16 protein-coding genes are annotated in these 21,191 nt (G+C 46.8%); 11 read left to right on the plus strand and 5 right to left on the minus strand.

The window, feature by feature from the left end:
* The first annotated feature begins 87 nt into the window (after nt 1-87).
* From QT984_RS16180 to QT984_RS16210, 7 genes are read left to right on the plus strand one after another with little or no spacing between them, the layout of a single operon-like run.
* Complete coding sequence (locus QT984_RS16180; protein WP_333057982.1) at nt 88-1,233, plus strand: glycosyltransferase family 2 protein; 1,146 nt, start codon at nt 88-90, stop codon at nt 1,231-1,233.
* A 43-nt stretch (nt 1,234-1,276) separates the two neighbouring features.
* Complete coding sequence (locus QT984_RS16185; protein WP_333057981.1) at nt 1,277-3,073, plus strand: ABC transporter ATP-binding protein; 1,797 nt, start codon at nt 1,277-1,279, stop codon at nt 3,071-3,073.
* Between the two features lie 33 nt (nt 3,074-3,106).
* On the plus strand, nt 3,107-4,330 hold the full coding sequence (locus QT984_RS16190) for a glycosyltransferase (RefSeq protein WP_333374423.1): 1,224 nt from the start codon (nt 3,107-3,109) through the stop codon (nt 4,328-4,330).
* A gap of 60 nt (nt 4,331-4,390) precedes the next feature.
* On the plus strand, nt 4,391-5,374 hold the full coding sequence (locus tag QT984_RS16195) for a glycosyltransferase (RefSeq protein ID WP_333057979.1): 984 nt from the start codon (nt 4,391-4,393) through the stop codon (nt 5,372-5,374).
* Nucleotides 5,375-5,409: 35 nt separating this feature from the next.
* Nucleotides 5,410-6,693 carry a glycosyltransferase gene (locus QT984_RS16200; RefSeq protein ID WP_333212103.1) on the plus strand — a complete coding sequence of 428 codons (1,284 nt, stop codon included), beginning with the start codon at nt 5,410-5,412 and terminating at the stop codon, nt 6,691-6,693.
* A 22-nt stretch (nt 6,694-6,715) separates the two neighbouring features.
* Complete coding sequence (locus tag QT984_RS16205) at nt 6,716-7,486, plus strand: class I SAM-dependent methyltransferase (RefSeq protein ID WP_333263170.1); 771 nt, start codon at nt 6,716-6,718, stop codon at nt 7,484-7,486.
* A 5-nt stretch (nt 7,487-7,491) separates the two neighbouring features.
* The gene (locus QT984_RS16210; protein WP_333374426.1) at nt 7,492-8,823 is read left to right on the plus strand and encodes a glycosyltransferase family 4 protein; all 1,332 of its coding nucleotides are present in this window, start codon (nt 7,492-7,494) and stop codon (nt 8,821-8,823) included.
* 469 nt (nt 8,824-9,292) lie between these two features.
* Here QT984_RS16210 and QT984_RS16215 read toward each other — a convergent pair whose 3' ends face one another.
* From QT984_RS16215 to QT984_RS16230, 4 genes are all read right to left on the minus strand, one after another.
* On the minus strand, nt 9,293-9,526 hold the full coding sequence (locus QT984_RS16215) for a hypothetical protein (protein WP_333314297.1): 234 nt from the start codon (nt 9,524-9,526) through the stop codon (nt 9,293-9,295).
* A gap of 66 nt (nt 9,527-9,592) precedes the next feature.
* Complete coding sequence (locus tag QT984_RS16220; protein WP_333212109.1) at nt 9,593-11,872, minus strand: hypothetical protein; 2,280 nt, start codon at nt 11,870-11,872, stop codon at nt 9,593-9,595.
* A 176-nt stretch (nt 11,873-12,048) separates the two neighbouring features.
* Nucleotides 12,049-13,863 carry a peptidoglycan DD-metalloendopeptidase family protein gene (locus QT984_RS16225; protein WP_333057973.1) on the minus strand — a complete coding sequence of 605 codons (1,815 nt, stop codon included), beginning with the start codon at nt 13,861-13,863 and terminating at the stop codon, nt 12,049-12,051.
* Nucleotides 13,864-14,128: 265 nt separating this feature from the next.
* Complete coding sequence (locus QT984_RS16230; protein ID WP_333057972.1) at nt 14,129-15,316, minus strand: RNA-guided endonuclease TnpB family protein; 1,188 nt, start codon at nt 15,314-15,316, stop codon at nt 14,129-14,131.
* 160 nt (nt 15,317-15,476) lie between these two features.
* Between QT984_RS16230 and pgeF the strand changes: the two genes are divergently transcribed.
* Together pgeF and QT984_RS16240 are read left to right on the plus strand one after the other, a co-directional pair.
* On the plus strand, nt 15,477-16,355 hold the full coding sequence (pgeF, locus tag QT984_RS16235; RefSeq protein ID WP_333057971.1) for a peptidoglycan editing factor PgeF: 879 nt from the start codon (nt 15,477-15,479) through the stop codon (nt 16,353-16,355).
* Nucleotides 16,356-16,599: 244 nt separating this feature from the next.
* Entirely contained in the window at nt 16,600-17,211 is a 612-nt protein-coding gene (locus QT984_RS16240; RefSeq protein ID WP_333057970.1) for a CPP1-like family protein, read from the plus strand.
* 139 nt (nt 17,212-17,350) lie between these two features.
* Here the strand turns inward: QT984_RS16240 and QT984_RS16245 are convergent, their stop codons facing one another.
* Nucleotides 17,351-18,037 (minus strand): HAD family hydrolase, encoded by a 687-nt coding sequence (locus tag QT984_RS16245; RefSeq protein WP_333057969.1) that lies wholly within the window; start codon nt 18,035-18,037, stop codon nt 17,351-17,353.
* A 576-nt stretch (nt 18,038-18,613) separates the two neighbouring features.
* Between QT984_RS16245 and QT984_RS16250 the strand changes: the two genes are divergently transcribed.
* A complete protein-coding gene (locus tag QT984_RS16250) occupies nt 18,614-20,665 on the plus strand; it encodes a diguanylate cyclase domain-containing protein (RefSeq protein ID WP_333374429.1) in 2,052 nt (683 codons plus the stop codon).
* Complete coding sequence (locus QT984_RS16255; RefSeq protein ID WP_333212118.1) at nt 20,646-21,179, plus strand: GNAT family N-acetyltransferase; 534 nt, start codon at nt 20,646-20,648, stop codon at nt 21,177-21,179. Before QT984_RS16250 ends, QT984_RS16255 begins: the two co-directional genes overlap by 20 nt.
* The last annotated feature ends 12 nt before the right edge of the window (nt 21,180-21,191 follow it).

Raw genomic sequence — 21,191 nt, forward strand, 5'->3', positions numbered from 1 at the left:
CGACTGTGTAAGTCCTGACTGCGACGAGTGTAAGGTAGATATGCCAATCTACAAAGAAAAAAAAATGAAAAATCTTGTTAAAAAGCAATGCAGCCAGATTCTCAAAAATCTCCCACTTTACCTCTCGTCTCAGTCATTATCCCTGCATACAACGCTGAGCCATTTATTGAAGAAACTCTGAAATCAGTTTTAGCTCAAACTTATCCAGCAATTGAAGTTTTAGTAGTCGATGACGGTTCCCAAGATCGAACTCCTGAAATTGTCGAAAAATTTGGCCAAAAAGATTCTCGCGTCCAGCTTCTGAAACAGCCAAATTCTGGAGTCGCTGTTGCTCGAAACTTAGGAATTCAGAAATCCAGAGGAGAATATATTGCCCCCATTGATGCCGATGATATTTGGTATCCTGAAAACATAGAAAAACAAGTTGAATCTATGTTGGAGGGAGGGGAAGAAGTAGGGGTAGTCTATTCGTGGACAGTGGACTTAGATGAAAAAGGATTGCTAACAGGAGGATTCCGGTCTTTTAGAATTGAAGGTGACGTGTACGCCACCCTAATCTGCCACAACTTTATAGGAAACGCGAGTGCTTCTATGATCCGTCGCAGTTGTTTGGAAAAGGTGGGGGTTTATGACAAGACATTGAAGGAAAGGAATGCTCAAGGCTGTGAAGACTGGGACTTATACCTGCGGATAGCAGAGCTTTATCAATTTCGAGCCGTGCCGGAATTTTCCATTGGCTATCGCAGAATGTATAACACTATGTCTACCAACTATACGGCAATGGCGAATTCTCAATCTTTGATGCTGCAAGCGGCCAAGCAACGGCATCCCGAAATTCCCGATTTCCTGCACCGATTATCTACCAGTAATTTTTTGCTGTACTTAGCGAACCAAAGCAGCCGCAACGGCCGCGATCGCACCGCGCTCTTTTGGTTATTCCAAGCTTTAAAAACTGAGTGCATCTCACCCTTATTACGTTCTGGCTTTTACATAGTATTGGGAAAGAGCCTTCTAAACCTATTATCCCAGTCTGGGAAACATCAGGATGCTCTAGATGCACCTGTGAGAGTAGAAGATACGCCATACTCTGAGAACCCACCGATGGGCCGGGAGGTGTTGGTAGAGCTCCGGCGCAAAAAGATCGAATTCATGGTAACGATAGGGAACATTTTTCACCAGTCAATTTCCCTCCTTGTCCAGCGAAATCAACCAAATATTGACACGCTCCCTTAAGTAAAAATTAGCGCCACGCCACCGACAAAGGCAGAGTTGTCTTATGAAAAAAGAAATTCAGGCTATTAGAACTCTGCTACCCCTCCTCAAGCTTTATCCTTGGGCTATCCCGGCAATGATTTCCTTGGGTATGCTTGCTTCCCTTTCCGACGGCTTTGGCATTAGCTTATTCATTCCCTTTTTGCAAACTTTACAGCAAGAACAAGCTCAGGCTATAACTGGCAATTCTTTCATTGATTCTCTGAACCAGATATTCGCTGGTGTCCCTGCTGGCTACCGCGCCTTAATCATTCCATCTTGTATTTTAGTCAGCATCCTCATCAAAAACCTGATTGTCTATAGTAATTCTCTGCTTTTTGCTTGGTTAAATTCGCGAATTAGCAACCGATTGCGCTGCCAAATTTTTAACCAAACTTTAACCGTTAGCTACTCTTTCTTAGAGCGCAGCGAATCGGGAAAGATTATGAATATTTTGGCAACAGAGAGTTGGCAGACTAGCAAAGCTTTGAGTTTGTTTGTTAACTTGATTACGTCTGCTTGTACGATTACTGTCCTGGCGACGCTGTTACTGCTCATCTCTTGGCAACTCACCTTAATTATCAGTATAGCGCTCTTCCTCATCTCACAGTTCATCCAGTTTGTGACGCGGCGAGTCAAACATCTGGCACAGCAAGCAGTAGACGCCAATTCTCAGCTCGCTGTCCGAATGTGGGAGGGATTAGGGGGGATGAAAACCATCCGCTCCTTTGGACGGGAATCTTACGAGCAAGAACGCTTCGATCGCGCTTCCCTGCAGGTGCGAAACACCTTTTTGCAACTCGATATGCTGGGAGGGCTCATCAATCCGCTCTATGAAGTTTTTTCCGCACTCCTCCTGCTAGCAATTTTGGCGATCGCCCTCCTGCAAAACCAGTCAGCTATGCCAACGCTGCTGACTTTTTTATTCATCCTCTACCGCTTGCAACCGCAGGTGCAACAACTAGATATCGCGAGGTTAGGTTTAGTCTCTACCGCCTGTTCTGCTGAAGTGGTAATGTCTTTTTTAGACACTTCGGATAAACCTTACATCCGCTCTGGTACAGTTCCCTTTGACAAGCTGAAGCAGGCGATCTATTTTGAGTCAGTTTCCTTAACTTACAATCCTGAAGATCGGCCGGCAATAGAGGCTGTCTCCGTCGAGTTCAAACGCGGCCAAACGACTGCTTTAGTGGGGCCATCGGGTGCGGGAAAATCTACGATCATCAGCCTCCTCTGCCGCTTTTATGAGCCAACGTCAGGAGGAATTTATGTTGACGACTGCTCATTAAAAGAACTTAATTTAATGGACTGGCGGAAACGAATTGCGATTGTCAGCCAAGATGTCCATATCTTTAGCGGGACGGTGAGGGATAATATCGCCTATGGGCGTTTAGAAGCAACCGAGGCAGAAATTTTTGAGGCGGCAAAACTTGCCAATGCTCACGATTTTATCAGCCAACTGCCGGAAGGGTATGACACGAAAGTGGGCGATCGCGGCGTTCGCCTTTCTGGCGGGCAAAGGCAGCGCATTGCCCTCGCTCGGGCGATTGTCCGCAACCCAGATATTCTAATTCTGGATGAAGCAACGAATGCTCTGGATAGTATTGCCGAAAACTTGATTCAGGATGCCCTCAATACGCTCAGCCAGGATCGTACCGTCATTGTCATTGCTCACCGCTTATCGACGATAGAAAATGCGGATAAAATTATTGTGATGGAAAATGGCAGGGCGATCGAACAAGGCAACCTCCAGTATTTGCTGAAACTCGACGGCCTCTTCGCCAAGCTTTATCACTTGCAACACCGTAACGTACAAAACTAAGTAAAAAACTAAGAGTAAGTTGGTGAATTATTTATGCCTTATCCCATCCTTGACATTGAAGTGACACAGCCCCTCCCAAATCTGATAATTTCTGAGGAGGATACAGGAATTGCCTTAGTTGTGCGGCGCAAAGATAAAGCTGTTGGTTTGATCATGCAGCCTCTTCCTCCCAAGACCGTCCTTTCTCCTGAAGATTTAGCTAAAATCATTGAACGGGAGGTTGGCATTAAGTTACTTCAGGAATCGATTAGAGAAGAGCTAACTCCTGCCGAAAATGGCGATTCCTTTCCGCCGCTGACAGTAGCAATTTGTACGAAAGATCGGCCGGACAACTTGGCGCGGTGCCTGCAACATTTACTCAAGTTGCAAACACCTATTTTGGGTGAAAAGCTTTACTTTGAAGTGTTAGTAATTGATAATGCACCTTCAGATGAAAGAACGAAGGAATTGGTAGACTCTCTACCAGGAGTTCGCTATGGCCGGGAACCAAAACCCGGTTTAGACTTCGCTCGCAATCGCGCCTTGCAGGAAGCAACGGGCGAACTATTAGCCTTTCTTGACGATGATGTCACGCCCGATCGCCAATGGCTCAAAGGCTTGAGGGAAGCTTGGGCAGAAAATCCTGATGCTGGCGGTTTTACAGGGTTAGTGCTGCCTTATGAGTTAGTGACTGAAGCCCAAATTTTATTTGAAAGCAGAGGAGGCTTTCGACGCGGTTTTGAAAAAATTCGTTATGGTCAAATCTTGCCCTATAATCCCTTATACCCCTGTGGGGCTGGCATATTTGGAGCTGGTTGCAATATGGCATTTCGCCGAGATGTTCTACTGAAATTAGGGGGATTTGATGATGCACTCGATACAGGTGCGCCTCTCCCCGGCGGTGGCGATTTAGATATGTTTTATCGAGTTGTTCGCGCTGGCTATCCCCTCGTCTATGAGCCTCGCTATCTGGTGTTTCACCAACACCGTCGGGAATATGAAAAATTGCGCCGCCAGTATTGGACGTGGGGTTTAGGTTTTATGGCTTTTGTCGTAAAATCTTATCAGACCGATCCGAGCCAACGCTCGAAATTGCGCTGGCTTGTAGCCTGGTGGTTTGCCAATCAGTTAAATCAGTTGCAACAAAGTGTCAGAGGATGCCATGTATTGCCTCCGCCCATGATTCTAGCCGAGTTGTGGGGCGGTGTTGTAGGTCTGTTTGGGGAATATCCCCGCTCTTTAAAACTAATTGAAAAAATTAGGCAGCAATTTGCCTAAAATTAGGAGAGTTTTTTCAGAGATATGTTTCATATTGAATGCAGGGAAGAATAGTTAAATATGAGTAAGCTTCCGCCGATCGATATCGTAATTTGTACTTATAACAATGCTCCCCTTTTAGACAAAGCTCTCTCAGCTATTTCCCAACAAATAGTTTCACCCAACCTAGAGTGGAGGGTTTTAGTAGTTGACAATAATTGCACCGATAATACGCAGAAAATTGTCGAAAAATATCGAGTGATGGGGCAAATTCCCCAGCTTTCTACAGTATCAGAAACACAGCAAGGATTAACCTATGCCCGCCACTGTGGCGTTAAAAATACAACTGCTGATTGGATTGCTTTTGTAGATGACGATTGCTTCCTGGCAGAAAATTGGGTGGAACAAGCTGTTAGATTTGCAGCGGCTCATCCCGACTGCGGCGCTTTTGGCGGTCGAGTAATTTTAGATTGGGAAACTCTACCAGCCAAATATGTATTGAATTATGGGTACTCCTTCGCACAACAAGAACACGGTACAGAACCCCAAAAAAAATCTTGTTTAGTGGGAGCAGGATTAGTTCTGAATAGAGCAGCCCTCGCTCATACTGGCTGGATAGATAAACCGTTACTTCAAGATCGCATCGGAACTAAGCTCATATCAGGGGGAGATGTGGAAATCGCTTTGCGGATTTACGGAGCAGGATACGACCTGTGGTACACTCCCGACTGTCAGTTAAGACACTTTATTCCGGCTAGGCGTACTTCTCAAAAATACTTGATCGACATTAACTATGGTCTAGGAACCTCTCAAGTTTTGGGGGATTCTCTTCTCTGGTCTGGTTCTTATCGAGATTGGCTGTTGAAATTTATTATCGATGCGGTGAAAGCTTCCCAAAATGTCCTGATTCAATCTTTAAGAGCAGCTTTGGGGCGGATGAATCCAGCGGAAGTGGAGATAAATGGGAGTTTTGTCCGTGGTAAGTGGGCCGGAATTAGCCGTGTGGTTCGCATGAGCCCAGAAGAACGCAGCTTGATATTGGGGCGTGCAAAATTAGCTGGCTAAACAGCTCATAAATAATATTTCTTGAGGTAATTTCTGTGAGCAAGCCTTGGAAAGTTCTCAATGTCGAATTGAGCGAAAATATTCCTGAATTGCCCTTGATTTCCAACTACGCCGGAATATATGTAGTGTTTTGGTGGCATAATATCCCCCTTGGCGAACGGGAGATTTTAGAGGATCAGTTGCCAATCTCGGCTTCACAACTAGCGAATCTAGCGGCGCTGGCGATCGCGCCTGCAGTCGGTAGCCACCTGCTAGAGCAAGGTTTTAAAGCGCCTTTGCCTGAAGTTTACAAAAAAAATCGGGCGTGGCACCAGCCCCCTGAGTTTCATGCCCTGACTGCCTTAGAGCAACCCCTGGCCAAGCTGCAGGAACGCTTGAACCAGACTAGCAGCGCATCTGTTTCTGTCGTAATCGGCACTCGAAATCGGCCAGAACAGTTGGCGCGATGTTTGCAATCCCTGCAAAATTTATCCCAACCTGCTCATGAGCTTATCGTGATTGATAATGCTCCGAGTTCAGACGCCACCCGCCAACTGGTGGCCGAGATCCCTGGAGTCAAATATGTATTAGAACCTCGCCCTGGTTTAAGCATCGCCCGCAATACTGGCATCCGCCACTGTACAGGCGACATTATTGCGTTTACCGATGACGATGTGATCGTTCACCCTGACTGGGTGGCCAGGATTGCACAAAGCTTCCGCGAATCCAAGATCATCGCTGTAACCGGCCTCGTCCTGCCTGCTGAACTCGAAACAGAAGCCCAATTAATATTCCAAAAAGGTGATACGGGCTTTGGTTGGGGATACCGATCTCTGACTTTTGACGCTGAATTTTTTAAGGATACGAAACACCTAGGCGCTCCCGTTTGGCGCATTGGTGCAGGAGCAAATATGGCTTTTCGGCGTGAAGCTTTTGAGTTACTAGGAGACTTTGACGAACGCTTGGGTGCAGGGGCATCTGGGTGCAGTGAAGATTCAGAGCTATGGTATAGAGTGCTGGCGGAAGGGTGGATTTGCTACTACGATCCGACCCCTGTTGTTTATCACTATCACCGGGGCGATCTCGATAGCTTGAAACATCAGATGTACCAATATATGCGGGGTCACATCGCGGCCCTTTTGATTCAGTTTGGGCGCTACAAGCACTGGGGGAACTTGCTTCGCTTATTCATCATTTTACCTCTCTATTATGTGAAACGATTTTTAATCGGTCTTTTGACCGGATTTAAAGGGATTAATAGAACGCTATTGGCAGAGGTATTAGGTTGCTTTGCGGGAGTCAGCTTTTACCTCAAAAATCGTGTAAAGAAGGATCAATAGTTTTTCCAATTAGAGGAAGATTATGGCAACAGTTGTTGAGACCAAAAAATTTGAGACGCATAAAGAAAAGCTGGGCAATTTCTTAGCCCGCAACCCTTTCGGTCAGCCCTTGACCCTGGGATTCTTTTACCGAGAAAAGATGCGGGCAATTCACCGCATTTCCCCAGATATGCCCTTTAAAGAAATTTTAGAAGTAGGAGGAGGTCAAGGAGGCTTAACGTCTTTACTTTATCCGCAAGCGCAAATTACTAACATTGACCTCGATCCTAAATATGCAAATGTTCCTTGCAACCTGCAGGAAAAAGTACGCTTCATCTGTGGCGACGCGACCAATTTACCGTTTGAAAATGAGTCCTTTGATGCAGTGACGATGTTCGACGTTCTCGAACACATTCCCGACCACCAAAAAGCTGTATCTGAAGCGCTGCGAGTGCTTAAACCCAAGGGTTTTTTATTAGTGAGCAGTCCCAATGAGAACTGGCGCTTTCCCTACTACGGCGTGATGAAACCGCTCTGTCCGCCTGAAGCAGAGGTGATGGCAGAATGGGGTCACGTTCGGCGCGGCTATAGGATCGATCAACTGAGGGATTTAATCGGTTTGCCTTACCAGAGTTCTGCTACTTTTATCAATCCCCTGACAGTAGTCTGCCATGATTTTGCTTTCTCTCGCTTGCCTGCCCTCATACGCTTATTATTCTGTACTGCCCTGAGTCCTGTAACCTGGGTAAGCTATTGGCTGCATAAACCTGATTCCCTGGGAACGGAAACAGCATCAGCTTGGCAGAAGCCATAAAATTTATGAATTTCCAACCAGAACCAACGATCGCCCTCCTGCACTGGGGCGATTTAATCGAAGATTTTTTAGATACCATCGGGGTTTCCTTTGAAGCTTTCTGCAACGAAATGACGGGGGGCTGGATGTTTGGCTACATTGAGGCGCTGCGGCGGGCAGGGGTGCGGACAGTGTTATTCTGCATCTCTGGTAGCGTGGCTGAACCCGTGCGCTACACCCACAAAGACACAGGTGCAACAATCTGCACCCTGCCCGCACCTCAACTTTACCAAGCTGTCCGTCGCCAGATGGTTAACCCTCAAGGGTGGACGGTTCAGGATATGTTTGGAGAGGTTCGAGGCCTGGGCCGTCTGATGTTGGCAGGGGTGAAAAGCGTTACTCCTTATCTGGCTACACCGCTGGGGTTGCTGGCGGCAGAACTGCGACGGGAAAACTGCCAAGCGATTCTCTGCCAAGAATACGAGTACCCGCGCTTCGACGCTTGCACTTGGTTGGGGTGGCGGATGGGGCTGCCTGTTTTTGCCACGTTTCAGGGGGGCGATTTTCAGGTTAGTCCTTGGGAAGGTTTGTCGCGCCCGATCGCCCTCAAAGCGAGCGCGGGTTTAATTATTGCTTCGCAAACCGAGGTACAGCGCGTGCAAAGTCGCTATGGCGTGCCGACAGCCAAGATTGCCCGCATTTTTAACCCGCTGGATTTGGAACTGTGGCAACCAATGGATCGCGCTGAAGCTAGGCAACTGCTGGGTTTTCCCGGTGACGCTGAAATTGTCGCCTGTCACGGGCGGATTGAGATTCGCCGCAAGGGGTTAGATATATTGCTGGAAGCTTGGGAAGGGATCTGTCGCGATCGCCCCAACCGAGATTTGCGGCTGTTGCTGGTGGGGACTGGTAGCGACGCGGAGGAATTGAGCCAGCGAATCGCTCAGATGCAGCTTTCGGGCATTGTTTGGGTGAATGAATATGTGCGCGATCGCGCTTTGATGCGACAGTACCTCTCGGCTGCTGACGTTTATACTTTGCCTTCTCGGCATGAGGGGTTTCCGGTTGCACCGCTGGAGGCGATGGCTTGCGGGTTGCCCGTTGTGGCTGCTGACGCCCCTGGAGTGCCTGATATTTTCGAGGGGGGCGAAGCTGACGGCGGGATCGTTGTGCCCCGTGAGGATGCAACCGCTTTGGCAGGGGGGATCGGTCGGGTTTTAGACGATCGGGCGTGGGGGCGGGAGTTGGGTAAGCGCGCTCGCATTCGGGTGGAAACTCATTTTTCTCTGGAGGCGATCGGTGTGCAACTGCGACAGTTTTTGTGCGATCGCTCTTTAGCGCACATTCCGCATATCTGACTCGCAGCACTGGGAATGCTTGAAAAATCCCAGCCCTAAAAATTTATCTCCGCCTAATTTTTCTGGTTTTATTATCATTTTTTTTGCCAATTATCGGAGACCTAATAAATTTAACTTGACGATTTTTTTTAATATATTCATTCTTTCAACTAAGGAATGAGAATTAAATAACTTCCACAATGAAAGTGGGATGGGCGTCCCGCCCGTCCAAAAAGGACGGGCGGGACGCCCATCCCACAATAACAATTAAAATTGTAAGTTATTTAATTCGCAATCCTTAGCAATTTATTCTGGGAGGGTGACAAAGATGTCTAGGAACTAGAACGACTCAGGGTTTCTCCCTGTATACGCTGTTGATAAAAGCTAATTTTATTACGAGCTAACTTCATTAATTCTTGCACAGGTTCAGAAGATTGTTCCAGATAATTTACCCGCTGCCCTCCATCTCAACCAACGCCAAATGTACTCCCTATAAGGTATTTTTGGCTCGGTTATTTACGGCGAGATACATATTTTTGCACCTGCATTTTCTGAATATTAGTGCCTTCAAATCCAGCATTTTGAGAACTGAAAAATTCCGCGCGATCGCTGCATTATAGTAGCTGTAAAGGTAATCGCTCAGTTGCTGGCTGCCAGTCGAATAGAGGTTATTCGGCAGCGCGTTTACCGTTATACCTCCGATTAAGCAGTGTGGTGTTTCCACAAATCGATTTTCCCGATTCTGCAGCCCTGTAGCCACTAAACCGTATTGAATTATAACTGCTATATTTTAATTTTTCAAACGATACAACACCGACTCAGTATTAAAATTTTTTCCGAAAACTGGTTCCAGCGGGCCTTCGGCACTTGTCAGCCAAGATAGAGCTTTTCTGGTAGCTGCGTCTGTCCCAGTCAGGGGCCCGAATCCTACAGTCCTAATTTTATTTCGCCGTAGATTGTCAATCCATGCCGAAAGTCGATCGGCTCTAAACGGCACATATAAGACTTGTCTGTCCAAATTTCTCCCGTAAAACAGGTAGCTGCGCGAACTTAAAAAGAAGCCTATTCTTTCATTTGGTACTGTATTTTTATCAATATATTCGTAAATACCACGATACAGTTCGGTGCGTGCAAAATCTCGCTTTTCCCTCCAATTACCAATTACTATCAATCCGATAAAGACACCAATTATCACTATGTAAATCGATTTTTTTCGGGTGGGAAATAGATGATTTAGCCATCTATAGCCAGGATTGATTTTCCACAATATCGCAGCCAGCGTCACTGACACCAGATAAAATATTGGGTATCTTAATATATCTGGCAAACTGGGGCCTAATATTTTCCCGATAGTATTAATAGCTTCTATTGGGTTAGACTTAAAATTGTCAATCAACAAGCTCCCCCAAACAATACTATCTCCGGTGAAAGAAGCATTTTTAATATAATCAAAAATTGTGTTGCTAGTAATTCCTAACAAACCACTAACTAAAACCACTATCAGAACAACTAGATTGGGAGTTTTCAAGATAGTTGCTGTAGCTGCTGCTGCGACGGCGAGTACGCTTAAAAAGGGAAATCCGTATCTGAGGTTAAAACCGAGTAAAGGGCTGAGTTGACCGATCGAATCTCCCGCCGTACCGGACGTGTAAGGTGTAATTAGATACAGAATTTCTGTGCTGGCGAGAAGTATAATTAAAATAATATTATTTTGATTAATTATTCTAGTTTTACCCTGGAAAAAAGCCAGAGGTGCTGCCAATACCTGAAGCGCGATCGCCAGAAAGGGCAGTTGCAATCTAATGATAATTTGTACGCCGACAGTTTTCCAGTGGGAAATATTGCTGGGATTAAATTGAGCTGCTAAAGTGCTTTGCCAAATCTTTAGAAGTGGCGAAGCGGGCTGCTTCTGTACCGGAGGTATGGGTGCAGTTATGGGAGACGGGAAGGAAACAGGATCTAAGGGAATTTTAATATCGCCGACTTCGCCGACAGGATAATTGATTTGCAGCAAGTTTCTCGCATACCAAAAACATCCTAAAAGCAAGCAACAAGCTAGGCCGCCAAGTAACACTGGTTTGAGAAAGTGGCGAATTCTAAAATGAGCTGGTGTAGATTTTTTATTAACCGCGAATCTTTTAATTTCTAATATTGCTAATCCTCCTAAAAGTGAGGCGGCATAGATTATTCCCGTGATTTTTATTCCGGCTAGCATTCCTGCGTTTGCCAAAAATAGCGAGAGTTCGGATTGCGATCGGCTGCTATGATAGGATAAACCTAGATACAAGCCGACTGTAAATATTGCAGCTAGCGGTAAATCGGGCTGAATGGTGTTAACTTGGTTGAGCATCATCGGTACTGTCAATACTAAAGATGCTGCTGCCATACCGTGAATTCGGGTTGCTCCAAATTTTATGCTTAATAGATAGACGGCAATTCCCTCAAGTACCCACGCAATTACCAGGGGGAAAGCTGCTAGAAAATCTTCTCCGAAGGGAAGCACACACAAAGCAGATAAAACGTGCCAATTGTAGGGATATACTCGTGCTTGCTCTTGTTCAAAAATCCAATTTCCGGTGGCATCTAATAATGTAAATGAATGGGTTTGATACCATCGGGCGATCGCAGGCAGGTGAAACCACAATGAATCATAATTGGTTATGGGTTTGGTTGCGATAGTTTCCAACAGCACAAATCCAGCCAAAGCGGTGGCAACAATAATTAGTGATTCTGAGAGAGTCCGAGGTTGATTGAGTTGGGGAATCTGCCACTCGGAGAAGGTAAAAGTTTTGTGATTTTTGGTATAAATCAGGATGAAGCCGATCGCACAAATCAGAATTTCTGCTATAATCACCGCAGCAATATTTAGTCGATCGGCACTTCCTAAAATCAAGCCGATACAAACTTGGGCAATACTCCATCCCGTCAGGAGTACGAGGAGAAAATGGGGAAATGAATAGTTATTGTTTTCTTTCTGATTCTCAAAGGCAAGAGACAAGCTTAAGGGAATCGGCCCGACTACAATAATCAGAAATAAAATTAATTCCCACAAATGCTGCGCTATTAGCATAAGCTGCAAGTTACCATTTTTTATGAGTTTTTCCTCGTTACCCGACTCTTTCGGGTAACGAGGAAAAACAACGAGTTAGCGTGCTGGTTGCACAAAACATTAATTTTCTTGTGGGGAGTAGGGGTTTGGCTTTTCGACCGTTCCACAAGAAAATTAATCTAGCCAATCCCCAATTTTTACCTGTTAGCTTGCTTCTGAGTTTTGGGTTTGACGGCTTCGGTATCTTTGGGCTTAGAAATGTCAGCTTTTAACAGTTCCGGGAATGGCGGCTGGAGGTTGTGAACTTCGATGTCCATTCCCAGTGGCAGAGGTGGCAACTGGGGCAGATCGTTTTCCCAATCCTTGAGTGAGTTAGCGGTTTGTATTTCCACCATTTTCGGGATTTGCGGTACTTTGGCGGTTTCCAAACTGCCGATCATTTTTGCCAGAGCGAATTCTAGCTGAGATCCCGGGTCGATCGCCACCCAACCCCGATCGGTCATTTGCCGAACCTCGAAGTGAAGGTGAGGCCCTGTAGACATTCCCGTACTGCCGACGCGGCCGATCGTCTCTCCCTGTTTCACGAACTCTCCCGGTTTCACAAACAGTTCCGAAAGGTGGGCGTAGAGAGTTTCCTGAGACTTTTTGTTGTGGTTGAGAACCACCGTCAAACCGTAGCCACCCAACCAATCGGCGATCGCCACTTGACCCGCATAGGCCGCCAGTACGGGCGTTCCCATCGGGGCCCCCAAGTCTGTTCCGGTGTGAAACCTGCCGTAGCCCAGAACTGGATGAGTCCGCCACCCAAAGGGCGAAGTAATTGCCGAAGCAATAGATAGCGGGAACAGCAAGCTGGTGTTGCCATTGCCGGGGACGCCTGGGGGACGCGGCGTGAGATTGTAGTAAGCAAAACCGGTATTGCTGCCACTGCTGACACTAACGGCACCGACTTGAACCGGCCCAAGTCCCATGCTGGGCGCTGGAGCGCCGCCGCCGTAAGATGCAGATCCGGCATAATACCCAGTGTCTGCGGAGTATCCAGTGTCTGCGGAGTAGCCGATGTTAGCCGAGTATCCAGTGTTTGCCGAGTAGCCGGTGTCTGCGGAGTATCCTGCGTCTGCGGAGTATCCTGCGTTCGGCGAGTAGCGCGGGGGTGCGTAACCAGATGCCGGTGGGTTTGAATCCCTCCAAACCTGGCTGCCTATTTGTTGAACGGCTTGACCGAGTTTACTGACAGGATTTCCGCTACTATTTCCGGCAACAGTTCCCCGAACATCGCTCGGAAGGCTTTCTGGCAGATTTCGAGGAGGAGGGGCTGCAATATAGCCGTCGTCTGCGATCGGAGGTTCCTCTCTGTAGTTGGGTTCTCCGGCATCTGCCGTCACCGGCTCGGAAACAGGAGGAGGCGCGCACAAACCGCCTTCTCCTTGGCACCCGGTCGATCGCTCTGCAAACTCTATTCTCGTTGGCGCTTCGTACTCTTGGTATTCTTCGTACTCGCTGGTAGCGCCAATGCTGTAGTCTGTTTGGTCGATTTCAGCGTGGGCTGGGTTAACTGGCGCTTCAAAAGGTGGCTCCTGGGCCGTCGCTTCTGGCAGGGGAATCAGGGCGGGCTCTGGCAGATAATATTGGGTAGGAGGTGGTTCGCTGGCGTACTCCGGCTCCCAGGCAGGTTCGGGATCGAAAGGCTCGGACGGTGGAACTTCTGCCTGCGGTTCAGGGTATGGTTCTGGTTCCACTTGGCTGTATGCGGGTTCCGGGGGCGGGAGAGGAGCTTCAAATAATGGCTGGAGGTCTGCTGCGCCGGGGACGGCTTGTTCTGCGGGCGGAGTTTCGGCTTGGGCCCAAACTAAGCCTTTGCTGAGCAGTCCCAGACTGGCAAGACAACCCAGTCCCACCAGCAGTGAGCGATCGGACAAAAGGCGCGATCGAGTCCGGGCGCCTGTAGGGTTCTTTTTTTGCTGTTTGGTTTTCAAATGGGCTGTTATTTGCTTGTCTGGAACTGGTTTCACGATTTTTTTTCCCAACTCAACAGGGGGCACAAGGATCTCGAAGTCAGGATCGAATGTATGGCAATCCTTGTCTTTATATACAGGCCTAACTGATTTTACCGGGCTTGAGGCAATTTTTTCTGCACATCGAACAAGCTCAAATGCTTTACGCATTCAGTCGCGATCGATATCCGGTTTTTTTGAACCGATGGCACTTGCCTAGAAGTCTGTGACGGCCACACTGTTGACATCCACCCAGGCGTAAACGCACGGGGATTCCCAAACCTCACGATTCAGGTTTCTGCTTCTGTCCCTTACGGGGTTTCGCACCAGCCTTAACAGATTTACTCTGTTCTGGTCTTACAGTCGCTCCACAGACTGACACGGCAAGCCCTGCCGCCAAAATATTTTTTGCCGCATTAATATCTCGGTCATGGCGCGTCCCGCAATTAGGACAATCCCATTCCCGGATATTCAACGGCATCTTGTTAACGATGTGTCCGCAATTACCACACCGTTTTGAACTCGGAAACCATCGGTCAATCTTAATTAAAGTACGATCGTACCAATCGCACTTGTAGTCAAGTTGTCTGACTACTTCCCCCCAACTTGCATCACTTATAGAAGCGGCAAGTTTGGGGTTTTTAACCATATTCTTCACAGCTAAGTTTTCTACGGCGATGGTTTGGTTTTCACGCACCAACCGCGTCGTTAACTTGTGAAGATTATCTTTCCTTGCATCAGTAATTTCTTGATGCACTTTCGCTACTTTAAGCCGTGCTTTGTGACGGTTTTTTGACCCTTTTTGTTTGCGACTTAAAGATTTTTGCGATCTTCTAAGTTTGCGATATTTTGCCTTGAATCCTTTGGGATTGGCAATCTTTTCGCCAGTGCTTAGAGTGAGCAAGCTTGTAACTCCCAGGTCGATACCGACTTGATTATCTGTTCTAGGTAATGCTTCAATTTCAACCTCTACCAGCAGAGAAACTGACCACCTACCTGATGGTGCAAGCTTTACTGTAATTGTTGATGGTCGGCAACCATCAGGTAGTGTCCGGCTCCAGCGAATGGGTAACGCTTCTGTGCTTTTTGCTAGGTAGACTTGTCCATCTTTGAACTTAAATGCTGACTTGGTAAATTCTGCACTACCACCGTTGCGTTTCTTTTTGAAGTTAGGATATTGTGCCCGCCCATCAAAAAAGTTGGTATAAGCCGTTTGTAAATGTCTCAAGCATTGCTGTAATGGCACACAGCTAACTTGGTTCAGAAAATCTAGTTCTTCGGTTTTCTTCCATTCGGTTAACATTGAAGAAGTCTCAGCATAGCCTACCCGTTTGTGTTCTGCGTACCAAGCTTCCGTTCTTGTGGCTAAAGCACGGTTGTAGACCAAACGAACACAACCCAAAGTACGTCGCAACAAACTTTCTTGTTCCGGCGTTGGGTAGAATCGATAGCTGAAGGCTTTTTGTGTCATGCTGACCTTAAGTACGCTATTTCACATAATAGCACGTCTTGTGTGAAATGGTAGAGCTTAACAAAAATTCATGTAAAGCCTTCCTAAAAGGACGGGGTTTGGGCCCTCCGCTTCGCTCCGCCCATTTTTTTGATGATTCGCTTGAGTAAGGATAGATTTCATGACTTTAGCTGGCGATCGCTTGACAAATTTTCCTGGCTCTGAGTGCGCCGGAGGACCTGACGGTATCAGTTGGGACTGGCAGAGTTTTGAAGGCTTGCCCTATCTGACTTGCAGCTTGCTTTCTCGCTGGTCTCACGGCTTTTTTACTCGCGATTTCTCGCCCCAGGGGCCGATCGATCTGACGGAAGTTCTCGAACCTGGAGCTAAGGTTTACCGACTCCAACAGGTACACGGCAATGCGGTACTCAAAACGAGTGAGTTGTCACCCGTTGTGGCTCCGGGCCCGGAAACCGCTGCCCCAAGCTATGCTGAGGCTGATGGCTTGGTTGCCCATCAAGAATTGGAGGCGCTGTGGGTTTGCTCGGCTGACTGTGTGCCGGTGCTGATTGCTGACGATCGCACGGGACTGGTTGCGGCAGTTCACGCGGGTTGGCGCGGGACTGCTGCTAAGATATTACCAGAGGCGATCGCTCAACTTGTGGCACAAGGCAGTCAACTAGAAAATCTGAAGATTGCTATGGGGCCGGCGATCGCTGGAAAGGTTTACCAGGTATCTGTGGAAGTAGCAGCGGAACTGGGAGCCACTATTGCTCCTAAGAGTGGCGTTAGTGCGACAGCCGACGGCATCTGCGAGTTTTTGCACCAACTGCCAGAAACGCCTGTCTTAGCCGATCCAGAACCGGGAAAAGTACGCTTGGATGTTCGCCTCTGCAATGCTCTGCAATTGCAGCAGTTGGGAATCGATGTTTCTCAAGTGGCGATCGCTCCTTTCTGTACTTATTCTGACTCGGCTCACTTTTTTTCCTACCGCCGCGATCGACTTAAAAAAGTCCAGTGGTCGGGAATTGTGAGTGCCTGCGGGACAAGTCCCTTCTGAGGGCATTTGGCAGAAGGTAAAATTTTAGACGGCCAAGATAAAAATAAAAATCTTTGGATTCATTATTTTTTATTTACGAATGCCAAATGCCTTCTAGTTTCTATTTTCGTAAGGTTTGCTGGTTCCTGTTTTAAACCACCAAAAACTAGCAGCAAAACTTTTGGGAAAGCGGCGATCGCCCCCGCCCCGCTTTCCTCTCTTGTTAAGATTACTCTATAACGAGAGTCTTCAGCGGGTTATTACAATGAGTGAGCCAACTCCCTATCAACTGCTTGAAGTCGATGAAGATGCTTCCTTTGATGAAGTGCAAGAGGCCCGCACGCGCCTAGGTGAGCAGTACAGCGGTGACAAGAAACGTTTGGAATTGATCGAAGCCGCTTACGATGCGATCCTCATGGATCGCCTGCGGCAGCGACAGGAAGGGAAAATTAAAGTGCCCGAACGCATCCGCTTTCCCGAACGGCTGACTCCCCCACCCCCAAGCTTTACTCCGTCTCCTCCGAGTGGCAGCCCAGCTTGGTTGCAGCGGTTAATCGATACTCCTAGTCGATCGGACATTTTGTGGCCGGCTGGGGTGTATGTGGGGTTAGGCGGACTGAGTATTTATCCGGCGGCTAATGATGGTTTACTACAGTTGACTCTGGCTCTTGGGGTCGGCTCTTGTCTTTATTTTATTAATCGCAAGGAACAAAAATTTGGTCGCGCCGTGCTGCTGACTGTGGCTGGCTTGGTTATAGGCTTGTTGCTGGGAGGCTTTTTGGGTTCTTTGGTCAGTCCGGCATTTATAACAACAGAGAAATTTATCGCTGTGTTTACGTTTTTAATTCTGTGGCTGGTCAGCAGTTTTCTGCGATAGTCAGCAGTCATTAGTCAGCAGTCATTAGTCAGCAGTTATTAGTCAGCAACCAACAACTAATAACTGTGAAATCAAGACCTCTGAAAAATAACATCAGCTAACAATTAATAACTAATGACTAATGACTAATGACTAATGACTAATTTTTGCCACCTAAGATAATCTCAACTGCTTCGCTCAAATTGTTAGCAATTAAATCCGGTTGGTGCATTTCTAGTTGGGTGCGATCGCGAATTCCGCACAAAACACCAATTACCTTGACACCGTGCGTTTTGGCTGCTACAATGTCTGCCTCCGTATCGCCAACCATCCAAGTGTCAGAAGCCGGCGGGAGTTCGGCGAGAGCTCTTGCCATCAACAGGGGCTTATCTTTGACATCCCCGGTTTTAACGTAATCGTTGGGGAGGCAATAGCGGCGGTTTTCGGGGAAAAATTGCCCTAAATTGCAGCGGTTGAAGGCTTCATCTAGTTCCCTAACGCGGCGCATGGTCATCACGGCTAAGTCTACTCGAGCGCGCTGCACCTTTTCGAGAGTTTCGACAGCGCCGGGAGCTGGTCGATCGTAAATCATGTAGGGTAGGGTGTGGACGGTTTGACGGCGTTTCTGGGCAAAATCGGGGGCTTGGGCAGCGTCTAATCCTGAGAGGATGGCGATTTCGGTTTCGGGAACCCGCGCGCGCTTCATGTCCCAAAACTCTGCCTTGGGGAGTTCGCGCACTGCTTGACCCTCACGTTGAGTCTCGGCGAGACACTTCTGGTAAACTCGGTAGTAGCGATCGGACACGTCCATAATCGGGCCGTCAAAGTCGGTAATAAGTCTCAGCATTTAGCAGAGTATTTTTAAGCTTTGTATACAAATCCTTCGATACTATATCATTTAAAGGTAACACTTTCTTTACAAAAATTGACACAAATACCTAGGGGAGGTAAAGTCTATAGGAATGGTGCTAATTAAAGCAAACATTTGAATTAAACTGTGCTGTTCATCAACTTGAGCGGTTGTCAGCCACATCGGGTAATTTAAAATTAAAGTGTGCCGGATAAATAGTGTAAACCGCTACATATTGTTCATAAATTTCTACCTCAATTGAGGCTGATTTTGACGACACTTTCTGAAAAAAAAGTGGATAAAATTAATATTTTGCCTCATTTTAAAAATAGGCAAAAAACTGCTTGGAGAATCTAAAGTGTACTGTTTGGATAAATTAGCCAGCGGTAACAGGTGATGACATCTGCCAGTATAAAAATTTCCCTGAGAAATCGCAGCCAAACAACAACTAACTTTACCGGCTAACCTTGGAGAGTGATGCTCTACAATAACGAAATACTTCCAACATTAAGTGTAGAGAGCAGCCTCAGAAGTATGAATATTCTTCTTTATAAGCTGTTATCCTTACGCAGGATGGAATACCTCGCAGTCGATCGGGAACTTAAGATTAAAGAAATATCTTTAAAAGTGCAAGATTTTGCCTACATTCATGAGGAAGCAGCCGAAGGAAAAGACGTGCGCGATAGTTTTCCTGAACTGATCGGAATTGAAGGAATCCTAGAAGGCATTATTGAAGAACGAGAGCAAGACTTTCAGTTAAAATCAATTAACAGAGTTCTCAAAGACGGATCTTATTTGTATCTAAATTTGTACATATTTGGTTATAAGGCACAAGCCAATGCTGACAGATTGATTATTTTATGCGAAGATGTGACAGATAGCATTGCAGCTCAGCAAAGCATGGTTCAGGCTGCCAACGAAAACAGTATGAAAGTCGATTACTTAGCTGCGACTGGCGATTATATTGACAAAATTATTAATTCCCTAGGCGATGTTTTGTTCGTAACCGGAACATCGGGAAAAATCAAAAAAGTGAATCAAGCTGCACAGAAATTATTTGGATATACCGAATCGGAATTAATCGGCCAATCCATATCCCTGATTACGGCAGAGGAGGAATTGTTACGCAAAGTCAGCCAGCTACCTCCTGCACTTAAAAGCCAATATTGGCCTCAAGTAAAAGTAGCTTGCCAAACGAAAATAGGTTTAAAGCTGATTGTTGCATTTTCATGCTCTACTTTCGAGACAAGCCCAGGAAGCCCAGATGGAGATAGCGGGCTTATACAAGATTTTGTTTATATCGGCAAAGACATTACCAAGCAACAACGCATAAAAAAGTGTCAAGAAGCACAGTATGCTGTGACTCATATCCTGTCAGAATCGAGTTCTCTAGATAGCGCAACTCCGAAAATTTTGCAAGCTATTTGCCAAAGTTTTGGGTGGGATTTTGGCGAACTTTGGACGCCGACAGAGGCGGAGAAAGAAACTAGATTGGGTGAGGAAATAAAATCTGAAACAGATCCGCTTTGGTGCCTGCCGCTTTGCTGTCCGATCGAGGAAACTCCTTGTTGGCGGCGGGTGGCAGTTTGGCAGGCAGCGGAGGAAGTTAGGGAGTTTGCCGAAAACGATCGGCAGATTACTTTGGCTGCGGGTGAGGGTTTGCCCGGAGCGGTTTCCAGAAGCGGTTCTACGCAGTGGATTACTGATCTTGTGGGCGATCCCACTTTCGTGCGATCGCGCTTGGCAGAGGAAGCGGGATTGCGATCGGGATTCGGTTTCCCCATTCACGCTAGGAGCCAAGTTGTAGGAGTAATGACTTTTTTTTGCCGGGAAGAACTGCCACCGGATCAAGATTTACTTCAGATCATAGCTGTAGTAAGTTCTCAATTAGGAGAATTTGTCAAGCGCAAATATGCAGAGCAAGAATTGCAAGAAGCTGAAGCTTCAATCCGATTTTTGTACGAACAAGAAAAACGCCAAAGTGAAGAATTAGCTCGGCAAAATGTAGCTTTAGAACAAGCAAAATTAGAATTACAAGCAGCTAACATGGAATTGCAGCGGCTCGCTTCGGTGGATGGATTGACTCAAATTCCCAACCGTCGCTGTTTTGATAAAAAATTGGAGTTAGAATGGCAGTTGATGAAGCGAGAAAAAGATTCGCTATCTTTAATTTTGTGCGATATCGATTTTTTCAAACTTTACAACGATCGTTACGGGCATCAAGGAGGCGACGAATGTTTAAAACAAGTAGCCGACATTTTAGCTAGCAACGCTCAGCGGGCTGGAGATTTAGCCGCCCGCTACGGTGGCGAAGAATTTGCGGTAATTTTGTCGCGAACTGATGTGCAAGGAGCAAAGCAGGTAGCTGAAGCAATTCGCAGGGATTTGAAAGCAGCGGCAATTGTTCATGCTGCTTCCAAGGTAAGTGAGTTTATAACTCTCAGTATGGGAATCGCTACTACTGTACCTGCTGCTGGTTCATCGATCGAGGAGTTGATTGGACAAGCCGATCGAGCGCTGTATCGAGCTAAACTAGAAGGGCGCGATCGTATAGTTGCCCTAGACTTGAAAATAGAATTTCAGGGCCCGAAAGGAGTATGTTCTGATGATTGTGAGAGAAGCTAACATCGCTGACGCACCTGCAATCGCACGGGTGAATCTAGATACTTGGCGCACAGCTTACCGGGAAATTGTACCAGCAGATTACCTCGCCCACTTATCCTATGAAAAGCGAGAAAGCAATTGGCAAGAAATCCTGGCAAACGTCAAAAATACTGGCGTTTTTGTCTGCGTTGCTGAGAATGAATCGGGAGAAATTGTGGGTTTTGCTGCGGGTGGTGGCGAGCGCACTGGCAAATATGTATATAAAGGAGAATTATTTGCCATCTATATTTTGGAGGAATATCAGCGTCAAGGAATCGGACGGCAACTCGTGAGAACAGTTGCCACAAAATTGGCAGAATTAAGTTTGAACTCGATGCTAGTTTGGGTACTAGGAGACAATTCAGCCTATAGGTTTTATGAATTATTAGGAGGTGAAAAAGTAGACGAAAAGCAAACAACTAGAGCAGGAGTTGCCCTCAAAGAAATTGCCTACGGTTGGAAAGATATCGCAGTGCTGATTAACACGCCTGTATGACCGAAAAAGTGG

Origin of the sequence: Microcoleus sp. Z1_B2 (genome assembly GCF_036700325.1) — a bacterium.
In the GTDB taxonomy this organism is placed as follows: domain Bacteria; phylum Cyanobacteriota; class Cyanobacteriia; order Cyanobacteriales; family Microcoleaceae; genus Microcoleus.